Below are 21,412 nucleotides of genomic sequence, written 5' to 3' on the forward strand. Positions count from 1 at the left end.
TGGCCCTGGTCGAGGAATACATTAAAGCCCGATTTAATCGATAAGATTCTTTCGTCATAGGTAATTAACTTGCCCTCACTTTTTACCTCAGTTACGAGTGGGCTTATGAAGATGGGTTCTAAAATTTTTTAAGGCATTAAATATTCGAAAGATACTCCCAGGGTTTTTATATTTTGCTCCTGTTGGTTCATGCCCGTTTTTCGCTGACTATCTTGCAACAAGACACTGTTATATCGATCAACGATTAATCCAAATAATTTTTAAAATGCAAAAAGAGTTTTTTCTTGCCTCTGGTCTGTGAGCCGCTCAAGACTGTGCCGCTTACTGGTCGGAGGCAATCATGTTCAACCGAATAAAACGTTTTATTGTTGGGACGGATAATGTTCCCCGAAGTGAAGCTATTTCGCCTGAATCAGCCTGCCCACCTGGATATCATATCCCTCTTCCCGTTGATGTGTTAATTGCGTTTCCAAAGCGGCAAAATTTTCTCCAGCAGCTCAATGACAATCATGCGTTGCCGGCGGCATTCTATCGCCAATGTTATCTGACCCCCTTATTTTCATTACTCAGTCGTGTTCAGAACCTGCCGGCGTCGAAAGAGGGAGGCTGGGCATACGCTGGCGCGTTTGGTGATTTGACCGTGCAGTTCGCTGCGTATGCTGTCAGGTTGGCCAAGGGGAGAACATTGCCACCGGGTATCCCGCCGGAGGAACAAGCCGCGCAGGGGTTACTCTGGAATGCGGTGGTCTTCTGGTCGGCTTTATTTTATCACTTGCCCTTGCTTTGTGAATGGGAAGGGGAGCTGGATGGTGGGGAATGCTGGATGCCGGGATTTACGATTCCGGGGAGTCCATTTCGCTTTCGACATTGTATCGATAAATTGCCCCCATCCTATGCGCAGGGGAGAGTATCGCTGCTGGCCGGTCAGTTACTGCCATTATCTGTACTTCCCTGGTTATCGGGCATTCCTGATGCGTTCGATTGCCTGGCTCAACGTATGCAGGGGAGACCCGCAACGATCGCGCTGATTGATGAACTGTTACAGTCGGCCGCAGAAAAATGTGGTGCGCCGCTACTAACCGGTATGCTGCCACCGGCACCGCTGGCGAGCGCTGAGACAGCGATTTTGCCACCGGAGCCTTTAGTCGCTTCAGCTCTGACATCAGCACTGCCTGGTAGTAGTTCAGCCGTTGCTGTGAACGGTCATGTGTCACCTTCGCTTCCAGCCCCTGAAGCCACACTGCAAAAAGATGAGCCATTACTCCAGCCTGAGCTGGTTTCGGTGCTGGATTCAGCGGTACCGGAGGGGTCAGCCTCAGCTGCTGAAAAACAACCCATGACAGATCAGACTCCGGAGCCGACTCAGAATGATACTCAGGCGCTGCTGAGTCTTTTTTCTGGCATAGTGGAGTCGCCAGTGCCGGGAGTTGAAGAGGCTCCCGCTATAGATATCCCTGTCCCGGGTGAAATAAACAGCCAAAAGGAGAATGAAATTGCTCCGCTGACTGGGACTGAAACATCCGCTATTTCTCCGTCAGAAAATAACAAAAACACTCGAGAAGATAATAATAAAGGCGTGATATTCCTGGAGTGGTTATCAGCAGGTCTAATTGACGGGAAAATAAGAATAAATGAAGAAGGCGCACGTGCTCACATTGTTGCCGGGTTCGTCTTCTTGTGTGTGCCTGAGATATTTTATCAGTTTCAGAAGGAGAGCGGAAATAAGGGGAAGCGTAATGCATTACAGTCATCGTTTGAGCGCCTGGGTGTCCACCGTGTTGCTGATGGCAAGCGCTTCCTGCAGGCAAGAATATACAGTACCCCGTCCGGGACCGGGTCGTATCAAAACATTAACGGTTATCTGGTTAAAGCGTCATCACTTTACCGGGGGAATCGTATTCCTGACGAGAGCACATTATTGATTCTGCCGTGACGTATGGGCAATCTCATTAGCGGGCTAATGTTTAGTCTGCACACAGCAAAGGTGCATTTTGTGCTCTTTATTAGAAAGGAATTTATATGTCAGATAAGTCAATGACCTGGGACGAAATCGTTGATGAGTATTTTTTCTCACATAATTTACGTGAGGCAACAGAGATTAGTTATCGGAAGGTAGTGAATGCTTTTAGTCGATTTATTGGTGAGTCAGTTTTTCCTACCCAAATAACACACCGGGATGTGTTGAAATGGCGCAGAAATCTATTAAAAGAGCGCAACTTATCGACGCACACGTGGAATAACAAAGTGGCACATATGCGGGCAATATTTAATTTTTCGATAGAGCGAAATTTAATAGAGCAGGACAAGAACCCCTTTAACGATACGGTTGTTCAAAAAGAAAAAAAGAAGAAGAAGACGTTAACACGTGAACAACTCACCGCTATTTATCTACTCATGCAGCGGATTGAAACGGAAGAGCCCCATGCTACCTGGGGACAGCGATGTGCGCTTTATCCAGCCTGGTACTGGCTCACCGTGCTCGATACGCTCCGCTACACAGGGATGAGGCAGAATCAATTGCTGCATATTCGACTGCAGGATATCAATCTTGATGAGGGATACATTGAACTACGTCTGGAGGGCAGCAAAACGCATCGAGAATGGCGTGTTCCTGCTGTTCGCCAGCTGCGAGCGAGGTTGGCATCACTACTGGCGCGAGCAAAACTGGCTGGGGCTGAACCCTCCGATATTTTGTTTGATGTCACCCGCTTTATGAAATCTCGCCGGCATAAAGATGAATATCAGTACGATGAAAAGAGAGCACAGCAAACCATCCGATCTTTTTTCAACAGATTATCCCGGGATTGTGGATTTCTGGTGTCAGCACATCGTTTCCGACACACGTTAGCGACGGAGTTGATGAAAGCACCTGAGCGTAATCTGCTGCTGGTCAAGGATCTACTGGGACATCGAAATGTGAGCACAACAATGGAATATGTCGAACTGAACATGGAAATCGTGGGACGGACGCTGGAAAAAGAGCTGGCGTTACATACGGATATTTATGCGCAACCCGTTTTACATGACTTGACAGTAGTGTAATTCGCTGTAACCATACGCTGACGAGAAAAGGGAATCTGCGCTAACAGATTCCCTATCTTGAGGATTTCAGTTCTTATTCACAGTGCAGCCTTTCGATTATCTCTGCACAGGAACGATTTTATGACCGAACCCTGTATTAACCGCCCGTTAAGCTTCTCATTCTTAACCAGCGTGCTTTGATGCAAGTGGTGCCCGGACTCGGAATCGAACCAAGGACACGAGGATTTTCAATCCTCTGCTCTACCGACTGAGCTATCCGGGCAACGGGGCGCATTAAACCTTAATCCCGTATTATCGTCAACCCTATTTAGGGAAAAGCTGTTCAACTGATTAACTTTACGGCAATCTGATCGGGTAGGCGTCGATTTTGCACAAATCTTCCAGATAGATGCGTATGAATGAGTAATGCTGATAGCGAAAAGAGGGGGCGAGATGGCGAACGACTGGCTTGAGCTACGTCAGCATGCAGATACGGGGATTGAAACGATCAAGGCGCATTTTGAAGGGCACGCCTACGATCCACACTGGCACGACAGCTACCTCGTGGGAGTGACCCTTTCCGGTACGCAGCAGTTTCATTGCCGCCGTGAACGACATCGTAGTCGTCCCGGTGATGCCTTCTTGCTGGAACCGGGTGAAATCCACGACGGTGACGCGCCAGTAGATGGCGGGTTTACCTATCTGACGTTTTATCTCGATGAGCAGTGGCTGACTAATGCGCTGCACGGCTTATATGCCTCCACGCCAGGAAGTTACTCGCTTCATTTTGCGCAAACACTCACGCGTGATCCACAACTGGTCCGTTCGATTGGCGACACGTTCGCCACGCTTCACAACGATGAAATGAAAATCGTGCAGCAGAGCGCCATGGATAACCTGCTTTCGCAGATCACCGCCCATTGTCACTGGCGAAAAAGGTTGCCCTCGCAGCTGCAAAGCACAGCGGTAGCCCATCGCGCACGCGATTATCTTTATGCGCATCTGGGCGAAAATATCGGCCTGTCTGACCTCGCGCGGGAGACGGGCACCGATCGCTTCACGCTGACACGTTGCTTTAAACGTGAATTTCATCTTGCTCCGCACGCCTGGCTTATCCAGCTTCGTTTGGCGAAAGCACGGCAGCGACTGGCGTGCGGCGATCAGCCTGCCGATGTAGCTGCGGCCTTGGGTTTCTCCGATCAAAGCCATCTTGGTCGGTGGTTTCAGCGGGCCTATCGGATCTCACCAGCCCATTACCGTCGGTTGTGCACAAACCTTCCAGACGTTTCCAGAAAATAGCGGCACAGTCAGGGCTCTTAAAAAAGGAGTGACCTGTGAGTTTGATGCCGTTTCTATTGTTTGCGTTTGTCGCCTCGATAACGCCGGGGCCAACGAATATCCTGATTTTAACCAACAGCCAGCGCTATGGCGTGAGAAACACGCTACCCGCAGTGGTCGGTGCCTGTGTGGCGGCAAGCGCTATCGTCCTGATTTCCGGTGCCGGTGCGGGAGAGATGCTGCGTCAGTATCCGGTAGTCCGTCAGGTGATGAGCTGGGCGGGTGTACTGTGGCTAAGCTGGATGAGCTGGCAGTTATTCAGAGCACCCGCGGCTACTCTCTCTGGTGAATCGCACAACCGTTTTACGGCTCGTGCCGCGGCGCTGTTACAGGTGATCAACCCGAAAACGTGGATGATGGCATTGGCCGTCGTGAGCTTGTTCGCCCCTGCGGGGGAGCATGCATTGCGGGAGGTATCGATCATGGCGCTGTGGTTTTTGATTACCTCGATGGCCTGTCTGGTGTGCTGGGCAGTGCTGGGGAAGGCCGTGAACAGGGTGTTTCGCACCACCGTTGCAATGGTGCGTTTTCAGCGCCTGATGGCGCTGTGTCTGTTCGTTTCTGCCTGGGCAGGCATGCTCGCTTAGGTCAACGCACCGTTTTTGCGGCACAGCGCAAAGCGCAAGACATCTTCTGCCAGACGCTGGGCGGTGGCGATGCTGGCGGCCTGATGCTTGACCAGCAGGTTGCTCAGGCAGCCTTCCAGAATTAATTCCATCTGCTGTGCCACCATTTCGGGATCGTCCGTTTCCAGCTCTTCCAGCAAATCGCGGGTGTATTGGTAAGACGCTAACTTCTGCTGTTCCGCAATCTGGTGAATAGGGTGGTTGATATCAGGAAAGAAGCTGCATGCCGCAATAAACAAGCAGCCCGGATAACGCTGTTTATTCACCGACTCATGCAGCACCTGATAGCGCGCCAGCAGCTTGTGCTCGATGCTTTTCTCGTCGTCTAAGAGAAGCTGACGTCGCCAGGTATCGACCTGCTGGCTATGGTGACGCAGGCCGTCGTACAGCAGCGCCTCCCGATCCGGCCAAAATGGCGTCAGTTCCTCTACCGGAACCCCCAGTTTTTCCGCCAGCATATCCAGCGTCGTCATGGCAAATCCGTGCTGCTCCAGCAGAGTAAGCGCATGTTCAAGAACGTCTTCCCGTTGCATTAGGTCTCCTCCAGAAGCACATATATCGTGTTGTTTATGGGCTGAACTTCTGCAAATGTGCCTGAAATTGTTCAGCGTTCATAAAACCGGTGACGCGCGAGCCGGGGATTTCTTTCCCCTGCGTGTCAAAAAAGACGATGGTCGGCAGCCCTAAAACCTGTAGCTTTTTCAGCAGCGCGTTTTGTTCTTCGCGGTTAGCGGTGACGTCCGCCTGTAGCAGCGTGATGCGCGACAGATGGTTTTGCACCGCCGGGTCGCTGAACGTGTATTTCTCGAACTCTTTGCAGGCCACGCACCAGTCAGCGTAAAGATCGAGCATAACAGGCTGAGCGCTCTTTGCCAGCGCGCTGTTGAGATCGGCAATGTTGGCGACAGGGGCGAAGTTCAGTGCCGAGGTGTGGGTTTGCGCCACGCCAGTTGGGGGGAATACCCAGTCTTGCAGCGGTTTAGCGCTGATCACTACGCCTGCCAGCAGCAGCAACTGTACGCCACGCATCCAGCCTTTGCTGCTATGCAACGTCAGCATGAGCGCCCAGCCGAAGAAGGCGATGCCGAGCGCGCTCCACAGCCGTATTCCCCACGTTTCACCCAGAATACGTTCCAGTAGGAAGACGGGCAGTGCCAGAATAATGAAGCCAAACGCTTCCTTAACGTACTGCATCCACGGGCCGCTGCGCGGCAGCAGTTTGTTGCCAAACAGCGTGACCAGAATGAGCGGTAACCCCATGCCGAGCGCGTAGAGATAAAGCGTGCCGCCGCCTGCCAGCATGTTGCCGCTCTGAGCGATGTAAAGCAGGATGGCGCTGAGCGGGGCGGTGGTGCAGGGGGAACAAATGAGTCCCGCCAGCGCGCCCATGCAGAATACGCCGGTGACGGAGCCGCCTTGCTGACGGTTGCTCCACTCTGTCAGTCGGGTTTGTACCGAGGACGGAAGCTGGAGTGTATACAGGCCAAACATGGACAGCGCCAGCGCAGCAAACATCACCGACAGGCCAATCAGAATGTACGGATGCTGGAGCGCCGCCTGAAAGCGTAATCCAGCGGCGGCGACAACCAGCCCGAGCAGCGTGTAGGTCAGCGCCATGCCCTGCACATAGGTCATCGACAGCAGCAGCGTGCGGCGCGGCGTCAGCTGTTCTTTTCTGCCCAGCACCAGACTGGCAATCAGCGGGTACATCGGCAGGACGCAGGGGGTGAAGGCGACGCCAATACCAATCAACAGCGCCCACCACGGCGAGAACGGCATCGGCGTGCTCTGCGGTGGTGCCGTCTGGCTCAAGACTGCATTGGGCGGTGCATCAGTTGCGCTAGCTATCACCTGACTGAGAGGAACGACGCGCGTTTCCGGCGGATAGCAGAAGCCGGCATCGGCGCAGCCTTGATAGGTGACTTTAACCGTCGCGCCGCTTTCAGCCCGTTCAATGGGAACCGCTAGCGCCAGCCGATCCCGCAGGATAAAGACCTGACCGAAGAACTCGTCATTATGGCTTTCGCCCTGTGGCAGCTCCACCTTGCCAAGTGTGGCACCGTTCCCTTCGATCTTGATTTGCGCGCGGTACAGGTAGTAATCGGGATGGATATCCCAGCGCAGGTTGAGCTGGTTCCCCTGCTGCTGAAACTCAAAGGCGAAAGCGCCATCGACTGGCAGAAAGCGTGACGTCGTGCTGTTGCCAAACAGTTTCTGGCCGAAAGAAGAGGCGGCCACACTGGGTGTGCCGAAAGCTGTCCATAACAGGAAAATCAGCGTAAAGATGCGTTGAGCCATGTCAGATAATCGCTATCGCCCCCGGATACCGGCAGGACTAACAGCTCCGGCGTATCGTAAGGGTGTTGTTGTTTCAGGTGAGTCAGCAGCGCTTGCTGATGTGAGGTATCGCTTTTTATCAGCATTTGTACTTCTGATTGCTGTTCGAGCTTGCCTTCCCAGTAATAGAGCGAACGTGCGCCGGGAAGCAGGGTGACGCAGGCGGCAAGCCGCGTTTCCAGCAGCGAGTCGGCAAGCCGTTGCGCGCAGGCGTCGTCAGGTGCGGTACATAATATGACGACAGCATCGCAAAGCGGGCGGTCAGACATCACATCCTCCGTGTCAGATGAACAAATTCCAGACAACCAGAGCCACACTATACCTTGCTTTATTGTTTGAAGGGAATGAGGCGGATCGACGAGTTAAGCCGATCCGCGAGGGACTGTCTGAAAGGCAATTTTTAGATCAGGATGCTGCCGAGGATAAAGCCAAATATCACCGACAGCGTAATCGCCATCACGCCCGGAATCAGGAAGGAGTGGTTAAACACAAACTTGCCGATGCGCGTTGAGCCAGTGTCGTCCATCTCCACGGCGGCCAACAGAGTCGGATAGGTCGGCAGAACGAACAGAGCAGAAACGGCAGCGAAGGACGCTACGGCCGTGACCGGAGATACGCCCAACAGCAGCGCAGCAGGCATCAGCGCTTTTGCCGTTGCCGCCTGTGAGTAAAGCAAGGTAGCGGCGAAGAACAGCACGACAGCCAGCATCCACGGATAGCTTTGCAGCAGCGCGCCAGCGGTATCCTGAATATCGGAAATGTGCGCTTTAACAAAGGTATCGCCCAGCCAGGCCACGCCCATCACGCAGATACAGGCGCTCATGCCGGACTTAAACGTGCTGGCAGAGAGGATACGCGAGGTGTCGATTTTGCAGGTGATGCAAATCAGCGTGGCGATGGTCAGCATAAAGACCACAATCGCTTCGTTACGTGGCAGAACCGGATTCTGAATCAGCCCAACGGTGCCGCTGATTGCCGTGGCATACAGAACGACAGCGACGATGCCGATCAGAAACAGCATCACGGAAAGCTTGGCACCCGGTTTGACCTCATGCTGGCTATTACCGCGTAGCGTGGTTTCGCCTTTTTTCAGACGTTCCTGATAAATCGGATCGTCTTTCAGCTCTTTACCCAGGAAGTTGGTTACAATCGCCGTCAGCATGATCGCGGCGAGCGTGGTAGGAATACAAATCCCTAACAGCAGCAGGTAGCTGACCCCGTGCGGCTCAAGAATACCCGCGACAAACACCACCGCCGCCGAGATCGGCGAGGCGGTAATGGCGATTTGCGAGGCGACAACGGCGATAGAGAGCGGGCGAGAAGGGCGAATACCCTGCTCTTTGGCAACTTCGGCGATAACCGGCAGGGTGGAGAACGCGGTGTGTCCGGTTCCGGCCAGAATCGTCATGAAATAGGTGACCAGCGGTGCAAGAAAGGTGACGTATTTCGGGTGCTTACGCAGCAGTTTCTCCGCCAGACTGACTAGATAATCCATTCCGCCCGCCACCTGCATGGCGGCAATGGCGGCGATAACGGCCATGATAATTTCAATGACATCAAAAGGGATGACGCCGGGTTTTATCTGAAACCCCAGCGTAAGAACAAGCACTCCCAGGCCACCGGCGAAACCAATGCCGATGCCTCCCAGTCGTGCCCCCAAATAGATGGCGAGCAGAACGATCAGTAACTCAAGACCAAGCATGACTATGCTCCTTAATTAATAATAAAAATTTCATAACTTATTCTTATGGCTGTAGGCGGCAAAAAATAAAGGCACGCTGTTCTTCGTGAACGGACGTGCCTGTTGGAATTAGATGTCGGTATTAGGGAAGCTCGTTTTCATCGGTGTAGCGTTTGGCTTTGTACGCCGGATGCATCAGGTTCTGGATGGAGAAAATGTCATCCAGCTCGGCTTCCGTCAGCAGGCCGCGCTCCAGTACCACTTCACGCACGCTTTTCCCCGTTTCGGCGCAGATTCTGCCGACTATATCGCCATTATGGTGGCCGATGAACGGGTTCAGGTACGTCACAATCCCGATGGAGTTGAAGACATAGGCTTCGCACACGCTCTTATTGGCGGTGATGCCGCTGACGCATTTTTCCAGCAGGTTGTAGCAGGCATTGGTCAGAATGTGGGTCGATTCAAACATCGCCTGACCGATTACCGGCTCCATCACGTTTAACTGTAATTGCCCAGCCTCTGACGCCATCGTAACGCAGGTGTCGTTACCAATGACCTTGAAACACACCTGATTGACGACTTCCGGCACCACTGGGTTAACCTTGGCGGGCATGATTGAGGAACCCGCTTGTAGCTCCGGCAGGTTGATTTCATTCAGGCCAGCGCGCGGGCCGGAAGAGAGCAGACGCAGGTCATTACAGATTTTCGACAGCTTCACGGCCAGCCGCTTCAGCGAACTGTGTACCATCACATAGGCACCGCAGTCTGACGTGGCTTCAATCAAATCCTCTGCGGGCACGCACGGCAGGCCGCTGACTTCCGCCAGACGCTGCACCGCCAGTTGCTGGTAGCCGTCCGGCGTATTCAGACGCGTACCGATTGCGGTCGCGCCCAGATTGACTTCAAGCAGCAGTTCCGACGTGCGCAGCAGGTTTTTGATTTCTTCCTGCAACAGCACGTTAAATGCATGAAATTCCTGACCGAGCGTCATCGGCACCGCGTCCTGCAACTGGGTCCGGCCCATCTTCAGAACGTCTTCAAACTCTTTGGCTTTACGCTCGAAACCCTCGCTCAACTTCGCTATCGCCTCCGTCAGCTTCAGTATGGCCGCGTAGACCGCGATACGAAATCCGGTAGGGTAGGCATCATTGGTGGACTGGCATTTATTCAGGTGATCGTTGGGGTTTAGATACTGATACTCGCCTTTCTGATGGCCCATCAACTCCAGACCAATATTGGCTAATACTTCGTTGGTATTCATGTTGACCGAGGTGCCTGCGCCGCCCTGATAGACATCTACCGGAAACTGATCCATGCATTTGCCGTTGTTCAGCACTTCATCGCAGGCACGGATGATGACGTCTGCGATTTTTTTCGGGATAGTTTGCAGCTCTTTGTTCGCCAGCGCCGCGGCTTTCTTCACCATCACCATGCCGCGCACGAATTCGGGTATATCGCTGATTTTATTGGTGCTGATATAGAAATTTTCGACGGCGCGCAGCGTGTGAACGCCATAATATGCGTCTGCGGGAACTTCTCGGGTGCCTAACAGGTCTTCTTCAATACGGATGTTTTCTGACATGAGAGTGCTTATCCTGTTGTGCGACTAGTGATGTAACTAGACGTTGTGGGCTGGTGTGTCGGGCGGCGTTATCTGTTATCTCGGATAAACCGTCTAATCTCGGCAATAGCCTCGGGATGTTTGACCAACCAAGTATCCATTGCCGTGAGGATATGTCGTTACGACAGCGAAAAATAGGTGTTTAGATCACTATACTGGCGTTCTCTACCACTATGGTAAATGAACTGTGACTGTAGTCACGAGTCACTATTTTAGAACAATAATCGTAGGGCGGCGGCTTGAAAATGCGGAAAGTCGTACCCATTTCAGTAAATCATGATGTGCCGGATCGCAGAGCAGGCGCGCGTTTTACCTAATCCATTAGTAGTAAAGTCGATGGGTAGTAAGGCGTACTGGATTTTCAATAGCGATGGCTTAACACGTTTTTATTAACAGATGTTTTTATTAAAAACAGTACGCGTAAAAAACACAGGAGTACCGGGTGCGCTGGTTACCGTTATTACTTATTTTTCTTTTGGCTTACATCGAGATATCGCTGTTTATTCAGGTGGCTGAGGTGCTTGGCGTCGCCATGACCCTGCTGCTGGTCGTCTTCACGTCCTGCGTGGGCGTCTCGCTGGTGCGTAATCAGGGGATGAAAACGCTGGTGCAGATGCAGCAGAAAATGGCTGCAGGTGAAAGCCCAGCGGCCGAGATGGTAAAAAGTGTTTCACTGGTGCTGGCGGGTTTCCTGCTCCTGATTCCGGGCTTCCTGACTGACTTTCTGGGGCTGCTGTTGCTGCTACCGCCAGTGCAGAAAAGGCTGACACTCAAACTGATGCCTCACCTGCATGTCTGGCGTTCTGGTTCTGGCCCAGGCGCGTCGTCTTCCGGCGGTAACACCTTTGAAGGTGAATACCAGCGCAAGGATGGCGGGCGCGGAAATATTGAACACCATGACGATCGTGACGACCGTTAACGTCAAGACAAATTGAAAAGCAGATAAGGATTATCATATTGATAATCCTTATTTTTTATCAGATTTCAGCGATAGGCAGACGCCTAACGCAAAAAAAATGAATTTTTTCCCTTGAAGGGCGGTGAAACGCCCCCACTTAGAACACCACAAGGCCGATTATGAAAAGCATAATCGTTATGAAAACATCGTCGGCGTTTATCCTAAACCGATATGGACTTTCTCAAAGGAGAGCTATCAATGAATATTCGTCCATTGCATGACCGCGTGATCGTCAAGCGCAAAGAAGTTGAGTCAAAATCTGCTGGCGGTATCGTACTGACTGGTTCCGCTGCTGGTAAATCTACCCGCGGTGAAGTTCTGGCCGTAGGTCACGGACGTATCCTGGAAAATGGCGAAGTGAAGCCGCTGGATGTGAAAGTTGGCGACATCGTTATTTTCAATGATGGCTATGGCGTGAAAGCAGAGAAGATTGATAACGAAGAAGTGTTGATCATGTCTGAAAGCGACATTCTGGCAATTGTTGAAGCGTAATTGCGCGTAATCATCTGAACTGAAAGAATTTGAGGGAAATAGACCATGGCAGCTAAAGACGTAAAATTCGGTAATGACGCGCGCGTAAAAATGCTGCGCGGCGTAAATGTACTGGCTGATGCAGTGAAGGTTACCCTGGGCCCGAAAGGCCGTAACGTCGTGTTGGATAAATCCTTCGGTGCACCGACCATTACTAAAGACGGCGTATCTGTTGCGCGTGAAATCGAGCTGGAAGACAAGTTCGAGAACATGGGCGCACAGATGGTGAAAGAAGTTGCCTCTAAAGCGAATGACGCAGCAGGCGACGGCACCACGACCGCAACCGTATTGGCGCAGGCTATCATCACTGAAGGCCTGAAAGCTGTTGCAGCGGGCATGAACCCGATGGATCTGAAGCGCGGTATCGATAAAGCCGTTATCGCCGCTGTTGAAGAGCTGAAAGCACTGTCTGTTCCGTGCTCTGACTCTAAAGCTATCGCTCAGGTTGGTACCATCTCTGCTAACTCCGACGAAACCGTAGGCAAAATGATTGCCGAAGCAATGGATAAAGTCGGTAAAGAAGGTGTTATCACCGTTGAAGAAGGTACCGGTCTGCAAGATGAGCTGGACGTGGTTGAAGGTATGCAGTTCGACCGTGGCTACCTGTCTCCGTACTTCATCAACAAGCCGGAAACCGGTGCTGTAGAACTGGAAAGCCCGTTCATCCTGCTGGCTGACAAAAAAATCTCCAACATCCGCGAAATGCTGCCAGTACTGGAAGCCGTAGCGAAAGCGGGCAAACCGCTGGTTATCGTTGCTGAAGATGTTGAAGGCGAAGCGCTGGCAACGCTGGTGGTTAACACCATGCGTGGCATCGTGAAAGTAGCTGCGGTGAAAGCACCAGGCTTCGGCGACCGTCGTAAAGCTATGCTGCAAGACATCGCGACGCTGACTGGCGGTACCGTTATCTCTGAAGAGATCGGTCTGGAGCTGGAAAAAGCGACGCTGGAAGATCTGGGTCAGGCAAAACGCGTTGTGATCAACAAAGACACCACCACCATCATCGATGGTACGGGTGAAGAAGCTGCGATTCAGGGCCGTGTTGCTCAGATCCGTCAGCAGGTTGAAGAAGCAACGTCTGATTACGACAAAGAAAAACTGCAAGAGCGTGTGGCTAAACTGGCTGGCGGCGTAGCCGTTATCAAAGTTGGCGCAGCAACTGAAGTTGAAATGAAAGAGAAGAAAGCACGCGTTGAAGATGCCCTGGCTGCGACTCGCGCTGCGGTAGAAGAAGGCGTGGTTGCTGGTGGTGGTGTTGCGCTGGTTCGCGTTGCAGCCAAACTGGCTTCTCTGACTGCTCAAAACGAAGACCAGAACGTGGGTATCAAAGTTGCGCTGCGCGCAATGGAAGCTCCACTGCGTCAGATCGTTTCCAACGCTGGCGAAGAGCCATCTGTGGTTGCGAACAACGTTAAAGCAGGTGACGGTAACTACGGTTACAACGCTGCAACTGAAGAATACGGCAACATGATCGACTTCGGTATTCTGGACCCAACCAAAGTCACCCGTTCTGCTCTGCAGTTCGCGGCTTCTGTTGCTGGTCTGATGATCACTACCGAATGTATGGTAACCGACCTGCCTAAAGGCGATGCACCTGATTTAGGTGGCGCTGGTGGTATGGGCGGCATGGGTGGTATGGGCGGCATGATGTAATAGGACGCCATTGTCGCCGGAAGCCATTTTCTGGTGACAGGGAGTCAGGTTACAGAAGCACGTCTTTCTGTCCTTTAAAGAGCACTATCTGGTCGCGAGACTGGGTGGTGCTTTTTTTATGCGCGGCATTGCTGAAATGTTGCCGTATCGTTGATGAATGCGTTTATAGCCTGTTATCGGGGGAAGCATTCTGCGCTACAATGGCGGAGTTACTTTATTTACGAATACCTTTTTATTCAAAACAACCCTGTTCGGAGTAGGGACAATGTCTGACGATGCGTCTACGCTTCTGCGCTCTATTTCCTGGTTTACTGAGCCCCCTTCGGTATTACCTGAGCACATTGGTGACTGGCTGATGGAAACCGGCTCCATGACGCGGCGACTTGAAAAATATTGTGCCCAACTGAAGACCATCCTGTGCAGTGAGAAATTCATTACGCCACAGGCGCTGGGCGAAGAGCGCGAACAGCTGCCTTACAGTGAGCGTTACTGGCTGCGTGAAGTGGTGCTGTATGGTGACGATCGTCCCTGGCTTTTTGGCCGTACCATTGTTCCGCAACAAACGCTCGACGGCACGGATTCAGCCCTGACGAAAATAGGCAATCAGCCGCTAGGCCGCTACCTGTTTGGGCAAAAGGCGCTGACGCGTGACTATATCCATACCGGATGCAGTGAAGGCTTATGGGCGCGACGTTCCCGCCTGTGTGTCTCGGGTTATCCGTTACTGTTGACTGAGCTTTTCTTACCGGAATCACCGATTTATTTCAGCCGGTGATGAAGGTTGGCAGGTAATTTGAGGAGATAAATCCTTGGAAAGAAGTATTACAGCAGGGAAATGGCTGGCTTATTGTCGCTTGATGCGAATTGATAAACCAATAGGTTCTCTGTTGCTGCTGTGGCCAACGCTATGGGCGCTGTGGCTGGCGGGTGGGGGAGCGCCTGCACCGTGGACGCTGCTTGTTTTTGTCGCTGGCGTTTTCTTAATGCGTGCGGCGGGCTGCGTCATCAATGATTATGCCGATCGCCATTTTGACGGCCATGTAAAACGAACCGCTTCTCGCCCGTTGCCTAGCGGTGAGGTGAGTGAGCGAGCGGCCAAAGTGCTGTTTGTCGTGCTGGTCTTGCTGGCGTTTGGTCTGGTGCTGACGCTGAATAAGATGACGATCTGGCTGTCCGTTGCGGGGCTGGTTCTGGCATGGGTCTATCCGTTTATGAAACGGGTCAGCCATCTTCCTCAGTTTGTGCTGGGCGCGGCGTTTGGCTGGTCAATCCCGATGGCTTACGCGGCGGTAAGTGAAAGCCTACCGGTAACCTGTTGGATGATGTTTTTGGCATATATTTGCTGGACGGTTGCCTACGATACCCAATATGCAATGGTGGATCGTGATGACGATCTGAAGATCGGCGTGAAATCCACCGCGATCCTATTTGGCCGTTTTGACAATATCATCATTGGGTTACTGCAGTTTAGTATGCTGGCATTGCTGTTGGCTTTGGGAATCATCACCGGATTAGGAATGCCATACTATATTTCGCTGCTGGTGGCTGCGGGGATGTTTGTTTATCAGCAAATCCTGACTGCTGGGCGCGAACGCGATGCCTGTTTCAAAGCCTTTCACAATAATAAATACGCAGGTATGGCAATATTTATTGGCGTGCTGTTTGGCCTGTAGGTCGAACCGACAGAGACAAAAAAGCAGCGATTTCTCGCTGCTTTTTTTATGGTGGAATGCTCAGAGATGTTTGTCATGCCAAACGCCTCCACGGATTGATGGCGGTGTGTTATCCGCCATTCTCCCGTAACTCCTGTCCGGCTACGCCTGCTTTGTCTCTTCCACTTTTTCTGCTGTCGGATCATTGGTTTCTATCTGACCGTCGGTTTCCAACTGATTGTCGGCTTCCATTTCAGCAGATGAGCTGGCGCTTTCGATAGTTAACCGAACTTCCGGGGTGATCAGATCGCCGAGGATATTGTAGATTGCCACGATATCGCCTTGCGCCGTTTCCGCACTGTCGGTGATATATCCTTCTGTACGTAAGGTGGCGACCAGCGTTGAGAACACCGCTTTATCAAAGAATTCCGGCGCATTAATGCCGTGTAGAACGGACAGGCGCTGCGCCATGTTCCGGCTTTCTTTCTCCAGCGTTCCACGGTTGATTGCTGGGTTCGCGCACAGCAAGGACAGCGTGATCGCATAGCGTTGCAGCGTTTCACGCACGCCTGCTGACAGCAGTTGCAGCGTACGGATGCGTGGCGGATTGATAGCTAACTGACCGTCGCGGCTACATAGCAGCTCTTGTCGAATCAGTTCGTTAGCCAACGTTTCCAGCACGCTTGGCAACTGCTCTTTGGAATAGTGCAGGAACAGCTCGGCTTGCAGCAGCGGATAGACCAGCGTGATCTGGCGCACGACTTCGTCAAGCGTAATCCGGCGATGATGGATGACGATGCTGGCGATCAGTGATGGCAAGACCAACAGATGCTGGATGTTATTGCGATAGTACGTCATCAGTACCGCCTGCTCGCGCGGCAGAATGATGATATCGCCAATGCTATCCTTTTCTACTTCAAACTTGTTCATACCCAGCGCGTGTTCCAGCAGTTCATCCGCTGTCTTCTTCGGTGCCGTAATATCTTTATGATAAGGCACCTGGCGCAGCAACTGCAGATAGCAATCCAGCTGCTCGTGCATTTGTTCGCGCGTCAGTGAACGCTGGCGCGAGGCTAATAAGGCCGTAGAGCACAGGTTCATCGCGTTTGCTGCCGCAGAATTGTTGATGCGCACCATGATATCCATAGAGATATCCTGCACCGTCGGCGTTAGCCAGCTTGGACGCTGTGCCTCGATGGGATCAATCGCGTCACGCCATTGCGGTACATGTTGGTTCAGATAGGTTGTCAGCGGGAGCGGTTCGCCGAAGTTCACATAACCCTGACCCAAATTACGCAGTTTGCGCAAACCGCGCACCATCTGCATAAAGCCTTCTTTTTCCTTCACCGCACCGCGCAGCTCTTTCGCATAGGTGCCGACTTCCATCACATGTTCGTAGCCGACATAAATCGGTACCAGCGTGATAGGGCGCGTACCGCCTCTGAGCATGGCTTGGATGGTCATCGCCAGCGTGCCGGTTTTCGGCTCTAACAGACGGCCCGTGCGTGAACGTCCGCCTTCCATGAAGTATTCAACCGAATAACCGCGGGCAAACAGCTCACCCAGATATTCACGGAAAATCGTGGAATAGAGCTTGTTGCCTTTGAAGGTACGGCGAATAAAGAACGCACCAAGACGGCGGAAGATCGGTCCTGCTGGCCAGAAATTAAGGTTGATGCCTGCGGCGATGTGCGGCGGCACTAAACCTTGATGGTACAGGACGTAGGACAGTAGCAGATAATCCATGTGGCTGCGATGGCAGGGCACATAGACAATGCCGTGACCATCCTGCGCCAGTTGGCGAACGCGTTCGGCGTTGTGGACGTTAATCCCCTGATAAAGGCGGTTCCATGTCCAGCTTAATACGCGATCCGACAGACGCACGGCCTCGTAGGAGAAATCGGCGGCGATTTCTTCCATCAGCGCAATCGCATTCTGCTGCGCTTTCTCATGAGAAATCTTCTTACTGCGCGCCTCATCGTCGACGGCTTTCTTGATCGCTTTGGAATCCAGCAGCTTGTTAAATAGCTCCTGACGCACCGGCAAGCGCGGTCCAACCGCCGCCAAACGCTGGCGGGAGAAATGCATACGTGCGACACGCGCCAGTTTGTGGGCTATGGTTTTGTCAGTGCCGTGCTCGGTCGCCATATAGCGTAGCGACACCGGGCTGGAGAAGCGGACAAAACTGTCGCGGCCTAGCCACAGGACGGCGAAGAATTTCTCGATACCGTTGAGCAACCGCAGGTGTGGTGCGGCCTGAGAGTGGCCTTCCCGACCCGGAGAGCGCCCAAACATCACGGAAACCGGCACCATCTGTACGTCTAAATCTGGATTGGCACGATGCAGGTCCAGATAGTCGTGGAACAGCTTGACGGATTTCTGCTTGGGAACGTAATAGCGGAAGACGCGCGGCCCGTCATTAATAAAGACGTGGCTAGGAAGTTCGACGCCATTGAATTCGAACGATAGCGAAGGATCGGGTAGCCCCAATGCCAGGCATTTCGCACGTAGCGTCAAGAGATCCGCCTGAGAGTTATAAGGCAGAACATAGAGTATAGGACGTGAGGGATCTAACCCCAACTCGACCACTGGATCTGCGGGAATAACTTTGCTTTTTACCAGCAATTTCAGTGGGAGATTCAATAATTTATAGTAAATTTTACGCCAACCTGACATAACAACGTGGAGCCTCTTGTTAGCAATGCGCCGCAAGGATACCAGAAACTGCGCTGGAGATCTGTGGTGATGAGACAACGTAGGTGCGTTAAAATGCGAATTATTTAGCGTATAAATATGGAGGATAAATGAATAAAGCAACGGGGATGACCCGGATTATTAAGGCGACCGGTTATTCCTTTAAGGGGCTGAAGCAGGCGTGGCAGCATGAGGCTGCGTTTCGTCAGGAAACGATACTGACCCTTGTCGGCGTGATTATCGCGTGTTTACTGCCGGTTACGCTGGTTGAAAAACTGCTGCTGATTGGGTCTGTGGTACTGATTATGCTGTTTGAGTTGGCTAATAGCGCCATTGAAGCGGTCGTCGATCGCATTGGTCTTGAGCACCACGAATTATCCGGTCGAGCGAAAGATATTGGGTCGGCCGCTGTCTTTGTTGCCATCTTGTTAGCTGCTGTCGTCTGGGGCAGCATCCTCTGGCAACATTTTGCCTGACGGCGCGCATAAATGAGTAAAAGTCAGGGGCTTTGCCGATATCGTCATTCCCAATTGTGCCTTACCTGTATATACTCACAGCAAGACTGTATAAACAACCAGGGGGCGGAATGAAAGTATTAACAGCAAGGCAGCAGCAGGTTTATGACCTGATCCGCGATCATATTGCGCAAACCGGAATGCCGCCAACGCGTGCGGAAATTGCTCAACAACTGGGGTTTCGCTCTCCTAATGCGGCTGAAGAACATCTGAAAGCGCTGGCCCGTAAAGGCGTGATTGAAATTGTATCGGGCGCTTCTCGTGGTATTCGTCTACTGATGGAAGAAGAGACGGGTATTCCTCTGGTTGGTCGCGTGGCCGCAGGTGAACCTCTGCTGGCACAGGAACACATCGAGTGTCGCTATCAGGTTGACCCTGCGATGTTCAAACCTAGCGCTGATTTTTTGCTGCGGGTGAGCGGCATGTCAATGAAAAATATCGGTATTATGGATGGTGATTTGCTGGCCGTGCATAAAACAGAAGATGTGCGCAATGGTCAGATTGTCGTCGCGCGTATTGACGATGAAGTGACGGTGAAACGCTTGAAGAAGCAGGGTAATACGGTACACCTCCTCGCTGAAAATGAAGAGTTTGCCCCTATTGTTGTCGATCTGCGTCAGCAAAGTTTTTCGATAGAAGGCTTAGCGGTTGGCGTGATTCGTAACAGCGACTGGAGCTAACCATTCGCAGAGATGCACTGCTCGTCTATCTGGGTCAGTGCATCATGTTCTGTATTCATCGTTTAGCGTTCTAATCTGCTGGTCATATATATTTAGTTACATTTCGCGCGCATTTTCTACGATCCCCATTACCCTTCTGTTTTTTCACTGCTTTTTGCGGTGATTTTCCCTTTCTCAACGTTCATGTTAGTCACAGATTCCTAATTTTTTATATTAGGTGAAATATTCGACTATAATTTTTATCAAGGTAAGCATTTTTATCTTGATTGATCGTTTGCCGATTGATCATTAGCCATCACATGTAGATAGCCCGGTAATCAAGGGAGACAGTGGCGAAGAGCACCGTCATGGTTCACAGAGTTATGATGCTGCTTACTGAATAAATCTATTTATCTGAAACTGACGCATAAGTCGGTAGTCACGATTTTTTATGCGCAATTCACCTAAGGTACGGAGATTCTTATGAATAAAGACCAAGCCAGCGGTAACTGGAAACAGTTTAAAGGTAAAGCGAAAGAGCAATGGGGCAAATTAACGGATGACGATCTGACGGTCATCGAAGGTAAACGTGACCAACTTGTGGGGAGAATCCAGGAGCGTTACGGGTACGCAAAAGAAGCGGCAGAGAAAGAAGTGAAACACTGGGAAGAGCACCACAAATATCACTGGTAGCTATCACTGGTAACAAAGGTGATGTCTCTCCACAGAGAAAACGATAGCCCTTGGGCTATCGTTTTTTAATGGGAACAGTATGGTCGTGATCGCAATGATCCGGCTGTTTGCATGATGCAACTTCCTGACAGCCTCCGCACAACCCGTGTGCTTCCACTACGCTGTGACGCAGCGTAAACCCTGACTGCTGGGCCAGACTACGCAGCGTTTCTTCCACACCTTCTGTTTGACGTTCTGTGACTTGCCCGCAGCGGTCGCAGATGAAAAGGGCAGACGTGTGGCTGTGGTCTTCGATATGGTGACACAGCACGTAGCTGTTGTTTGATTCGACGCGATGAATAAAGCCTTGTTCCAGCAAAAAATCCAGCGCGCGATAGACAGTCGGCGGTTTCGCCTGAGGTTCTGAAACGCGTAGCAGGTCCAGCAGGTCATAAGCGCTGATAGCACCAGACTGCTGTGCCATAAGGCGTAAAACCTCTAACCGCTGTGGTGTGAGACGCACAGCGCGCTGCTGACAAATCTGTTCAGCCTGGGCAAGAAGTTTGTCCTGTTTGGTTGAATCCATTGTCATATCACCCTGACGCATTGAGGAACAAGACGGATATCTTACCACGACTGAATAAAAACGCCGAACTGGCGGCGTTTTCCTGCGAAAACAGCTCCCTGAAAAAACAACTCTCTGTAAAAACAATGGACAGAAGCGCTACACAACCAGATCGATGAGCAGCGCCCGCAAAGGCGACTCTGCTTGTAGCGTCAACGCCGTTTCTTCCTTAATGAAGGCTCCGTCGCCGCAGTGCAGTGTTTCACTGTTCTGGCCGCCTTTTACCGCCATCGAGCCGTGAATCAGTTGGAGATATGCCTGATTCCCCTGTAGCGCGATCGTGCTTTGCTCATTCTGCTGGAGGTCGACATGATGAACCCAAACCTGCTGGCGCAGTTGCAGGCTATGGTGTTCACCTTCCGGTGAGGCAAGCAGAGTATGGTTGGCTGAATTCAACCCCATGCGCTGCAACGGGCTGTTCTCTCGGGTCTGGCAGGCATTCAGCCATAATTGCAGACGCGTCAGCGGCTTAGTGGCGCTGGTATTATGTTCGCTATAGCTGACGTTTGGCTGAGTAGCGAGCAGCAACACATCTCCGGCTTTAGCCTGAATGTGGCAACCGTTGCTGTCGCGGTATTCCGCTTCGCCCTGAAGAATGATGTTCAGAATATCAACCCGTGGGTAGGTTCGCGGCTGGAATGATGCCCCCGGAGCCAAGACTTCCTGATTGAGCACGCGCAGAGACGCGTAGCCCAGCAACTGTGGGTCAAAATAGTGACCAAAAGAAAAGGTATAGCGCGCCTGCAACCAGCCATAGTCAGCCTGGCCGCATTGTCCCGCTGCTCTTCGTGTGATCATAATTGTTATCCCCCCAGAGAATTATTTATTA

Annotated in this window: 20 protein-coding genes and 1 tRNA gene; 12 read left to right on the top strand and 9 right to left on the bottom strand. The window is 51.9% G+C overall.

What is annotated here, in order from left to right:
* Positions 1–340 precede the first annotated feature (340 nt).
* Positions 341–1,933, top strand: coding sequence for a conjugal transfer nickase/helicase domain-containing protein (locus tag EIP93_RS03200; RefSeq protein WP_125232264.1), 1,593 nt, complete (start codon positions 341–343; stop codon positions 1,931–1,933).
* Positions 1,934–2,019: 86 nt separating this feature from the next.
* A complete protein-coding gene (locus EIP93_RS03205) occupies positions 2,020–3,042 on the top strand; it encodes a tyrosine-type recombinase/integrase (protein ID WP_125232265.1) in 1,023 nt (340 codons plus the stop codon).
* A gap of 186 nt (positions 3,043–3,228) precedes the next feature.
* Here the strand turns inward: EIP93_RS03205 and EIP93_RS03210 are convergent.
* A tRNA-Phe gene (locus EIP93_RS03210) sits at positions 3,229–3,304 on the bottom strand.
* Between the two features lie 170 nt (positions 3,305–3,474).
* Here EIP93_RS03210 and EIP93_RS03215 point away from each other — a divergent pair.
* Both EIP93_RS03215 and EIP93_RS03220 read left to right on the top strand, forming a co-directional pair.
* Entirely contained in the window at positions 3,475–4,320 is an 846-nt protein-coding gene (locus EIP93_RS03215; RefSeq protein ID WP_010301509.1) for an AraC family transcriptional regulator, read from the top strand.
* 35 nt (positions 4,321–4,355) lie between these two features.
* Positions 4,356–4,946 carry a LysE family translocator gene (locus EIP93_RS03220; RefSeq protein WP_103941983.1) on the top strand — a complete coding sequence of 197 codons (591 nt, stop codon included), beginning with the start codon at positions 4,356–4,358 and terminating at the stop codon, positions 4,944–4,946.
* On the opposite strand, the gene EIP93_RS03225 is transcribed toward EIP93_RS03220, so the two are convergent.
* The 5 genes from EIP93_RS03225 to aspA form a co-directional block, all read right to left on the bottom strand.
* Positions 4,943–5,518: a transcriptional regulator gene (locus EIP93_RS03225; RefSeq protein ID WP_040030982.1), complete on the bottom strand. Its 576-nt coding sequence runs from the start codon at positions 5,516–5,518 to the stop codon at positions 4,943–4,945. The genes EIP93_RS03220 and EIP93_RS03225 overlap by 4 nt on opposite strands.
* Before the next feature lie 34 nt (positions 5,519–5,552).
* Entirely contained in the window at positions 5,553–7,283 is a 1,731-nt protein-coding gene (locus EIP93_RS03230) for a protein-disulfide reductase DsbD (protein WP_107332273.1), read from the bottom strand.
* The gene (cutA, locus tag EIP93_RS03235; RefSeq protein WP_010286405.1) at positions 7,259–7,591 is read right to left on the bottom strand and encodes a divalent cation tolerance protein CutA; all 333 of its coding nucleotides are present in this window, start codon (positions 7,589–7,591) and stop codon (positions 7,259–7,261) included. The genes EIP93_RS03230 and cutA overlap by 25 nt, the downstream gene beginning before the upstream one ends.
* A 131-nt stretch (positions 7,592–7,722) precedes the next feature.
* Positions 7,723–9,024: an anaerobic C4-dicarboxylate transporter gene (locus EIP93_RS03240; protein ID WP_103861485.1), complete on the bottom strand. Its 1,302-nt coding sequence runs from the start codon at positions 9,022–9,024 to the stop codon at positions 7,723–7,725.
* Positions 9,025–9,145: 121 nt separating this feature from the next.
* Positions 9,146–10,585 (bottom strand): aspartate ammonia-lyase, encoded by a 1,440-nt coding sequence (gene aspA / locus EIP93_RS03245; RefSeq protein WP_107332274.1) that lies wholly within the window; start codon positions 10,583–10,585, stop codon positions 9,146–9,148.
* Positions 10,586–11,066: 481 nt separating this feature from the next.
* On the opposite strand from aspA, the gene EIP93_RS03250 reads away from it, so the two are divergent.
* The 5 genes from EIP93_RS03250 (at position 11,067) to ubiA (ending at position 15,439) form a co-directional block, all read left to right on the top strand.
* Positions 11,067–11,543, top strand: a complete 477-nt coding sequence (locus EIP93_RS03250; RefSeq protein ID WP_010308189.1) for an FxsA family protein — start codon at positions 11,067–11,069, stop codon at positions 11,541–11,543.
* A gap of 237 nt (positions 11,544–11,780) precedes the next feature.
* Positions 11,781–12,074 (top strand): co-chaperone GroES, encoded by a 294-nt coding sequence (locus EIP93_RS03255; RefSeq protein ID WP_005971295.1) that lies wholly within the window; start codon positions 11,781–11,783, stop codon positions 12,072–12,074.
* A gap of 45 nt (positions 12,075–12,119) precedes the next feature.
* Positions 12,120–13,766, top strand: a complete 1,647-nt coding sequence (groL, locus tag EIP93_RS03260) for a chaperonin GroEL (RefSeq protein WP_095701514.1) — start codon at positions 12,120–12,122, stop codon at positions 13,764–13,766.
* Positions 13,767–14,031: 265 nt separating this feature from the next.
* On the top strand, positions 14,032–14,541 hold the full coding sequence (gene ubiC, locus EIP93_RS03265; RefSeq protein WP_039282400.1) for a chorismate lyase: 510 nt from the start codon (positions 14,032–14,034) through the stop codon (positions 14,539–14,541).
* Between the two features lie 34 nt (positions 14,542–14,575).
* Positions 14,576–15,439: a 4-hydroxybenzoate octaprenyltransferase gene (gene ubiA, locus EIP93_RS03270; protein ID WP_103972012.1), complete on the top strand. Its 864-nt coding sequence runs from the start codon at positions 14,576–14,578 to the stop codon at positions 15,437–15,439.
* 141 nt (positions 15,440–15,580) lie between these two features.
* Here the strand turns inward: ubiA and plsB are convergent, their stop codons facing one another.
* Positions 15,581–18,094 carry a glycerol-3-phosphate 1-O-acyltransferase PlsB gene (gene plsB / locus EIP93_RS03275; protein WP_125232266.1) on the bottom strand — a complete coding sequence of 838 codons (2,514 nt, stop codon included), beginning with the start codon at positions 18,092–18,094 and terminating at the stop codon, positions 15,581–15,583.
* A 128-nt stretch (positions 18,095–18,222) separates the two neighbouring features.
* On the opposite strand from plsB, the gene EIP93_RS03280 reads away from it, so the two are divergent.
* The 3 genes from EIP93_RS03280 to EIP93_RS03290 all read left to right on the top strand — a co-directional run bounded on the left by EIP93_RS03280 (position 18,223) and on the right by EIP93_RS03290 (position 19,979).
* Positions 18,223–18,588 (top strand): diacylglycerol kinase, encoded by a 366-nt coding sequence (locus EIP93_RS03280; protein ID WP_039282393.1) that lies wholly within the window; start codon positions 18,223–18,225, stop codon positions 18,586–18,588.
* 110 nt (positions 18,589–18,698) lie between these two features.
* A complete protein-coding gene (gene lexA / locus EIP93_RS03285) occupies positions 18,699–19,307 on the top strand; it encodes a transcriptional repressor LexA (protein WP_005971310.1) in 609 nt (202 codons plus the stop codon).
* Positions 19,308–19,769: 462 nt separating this feature from the next.
* Positions 19,770–19,979, top strand: a complete 210-nt coding sequence (locus EIP93_RS03290; RefSeq protein WP_010298839.1) for a CsbD family protein — start codon at positions 19,770–19,772, stop codon at positions 19,977–19,979.
* A gap of 55 nt (positions 19,980–20,034) precedes the next feature.
* On the opposite strand, the gene zur is transcribed toward EIP93_RS03290, so the two are convergent.
* Both zur and EIP93_RS03300 read right to left on the bottom strand, forming a co-directional pair.
* Positions 20,035–20,544, bottom strand: a complete 510-nt coding sequence (gene zur / locus EIP93_RS03295) for a zinc uptake transcriptional repressor Zur (protein WP_010298842.1) — start codon at positions 20,542–20,544, stop codon at positions 20,035–20,037.
* Between the two features lie 138 nt (positions 20,545–20,682).
* Positions 20,683–21,381, bottom strand: coding sequence for a pirin family protein (locus EIP93_RS03300; RefSeq protein ID WP_103861479.1), 699 nt, complete (start codon positions 21,379–21,381; stop codon positions 20,683–20,685).
* Between the last annotated feature and the right edge of the window lie 31 nt (positions 21,382–21,412).

Origin of the sequence: Pectobacterium versatile, from assembly GCF_003932035.1 — a bacterium.
Lineage (GTDB): Bacteria > Pseudomonadota > Gammaproteobacteria > Enterobacterales > Enterobacteriaceae > Pectobacterium > Pectobacterium versatile.

Coding starts and splice junctions, on each gene's coding strand:
- EIP93_RS03200 (WP_125232264.1), top strand. CDS start 341: ATGTTCAACCGAATAAAACGTTTTATTGTTGGGACGGATAATGTTCCC.
- EIP93_RS03205 (WP_125232265.1), top strand. CDS start 2,020: ATGTCAGATAAGTCAATGACCTGGGACGAAATCGTTGATGAGTATTTT.
- EIP93_RS03215 (WP_010301509.1), top strand. CDS start 3,475: ATGGCGAACGACTGGCTTGAGCTACGTCAGCATGCAGATACGGGGATT.
- EIP93_RS03225 (WP_040030982.1), bottom strand. CDS start 5,518: ATGCAACGGGAAGACGTTCTTGAACATGCGCTTACTCTGCTGGAGCAG.
- EIP93_RS03230 (WP_107332273.1), bottom strand. CDS start 7,283: ATGGCTCAACGCATCTTTACGCTGATTTTCCTGTTATGGACAGCTTTC.
- cutA (WP_010286405.1), bottom strand. CDS start 7,591: ATGTCTGACCGCCCGCTTTGCGATGCTGTCGTCATATTATGTACCGCA.
- EIP93_RS03240 (WP_103861485.1), bottom strand. CDS start 9,024: ATGCTTGGTCTTGAGTTACTGATCGTTCTGCTCGCCATCTATTTGGGG.
- aspA (WP_107332274.1), bottom strand. CDS start 10,585: ATGTCAGAAAACATCCGTATTGAAGAAGACCTGTTAGGCACCCGAGAA.
- EIP93_RS03255 (WP_005971295.1), top strand. CDS start 11,781: ATGAATATTCGTCCATTGCATGACCGCGTGATCGTCAAGCGCAAAGAA.
- groL (WP_095701514.1), top strand. CDS start 12,120: ATGGCAGCTAAAGACGTAAAATTCGGTAATGACGCGCGCGTAAAAATG.
- ubiC (WP_039282400.1), top strand. CDS start 14,032: ATGTCTGACGATGCGTCTACGCTTCTGCGCTCTATTTCCTGGTTTACT.
- plsB (WP_125232266.1), bottom strand. CDS start 18,094: ATGTCAGGTTGGCGTAAAATTTACTATAAATTATTGAATCTCCCACTG.
- EIP93_RS03280 (WP_039282393.1), top strand. CDS start 18,223: ATGAATAAAGCAACGGGGATGACCCGGATTATTAAGGCGACCGGTTAT.
- lexA (WP_005971310.1), top strand. CDS start 18,699: ATGAAAGTATTAACAGCAAGGCAGCAGCAGGTTTATGACCTGATCCGC.
- EIP93_RS03290 (WP_010298839.1), top strand. CDS start 19,770: ATGAATAAAGACCAAGCCAGCGGTAACTGGAAACAGTTTAAAGGTAAA.
- zur (WP_010298842.1), bottom strand. CDS start 20,544: ATGGATTCAACCAAACAGGACAAACTTCTTGCCCAGGCTGAACAGATT.
- EIP93_RS03300 (WP_103861479.1), bottom strand. CDS start 21,381: ATGATCACACGAAGAGCAGCGGGACAATGCGGCCAGGCTGACTATGGC.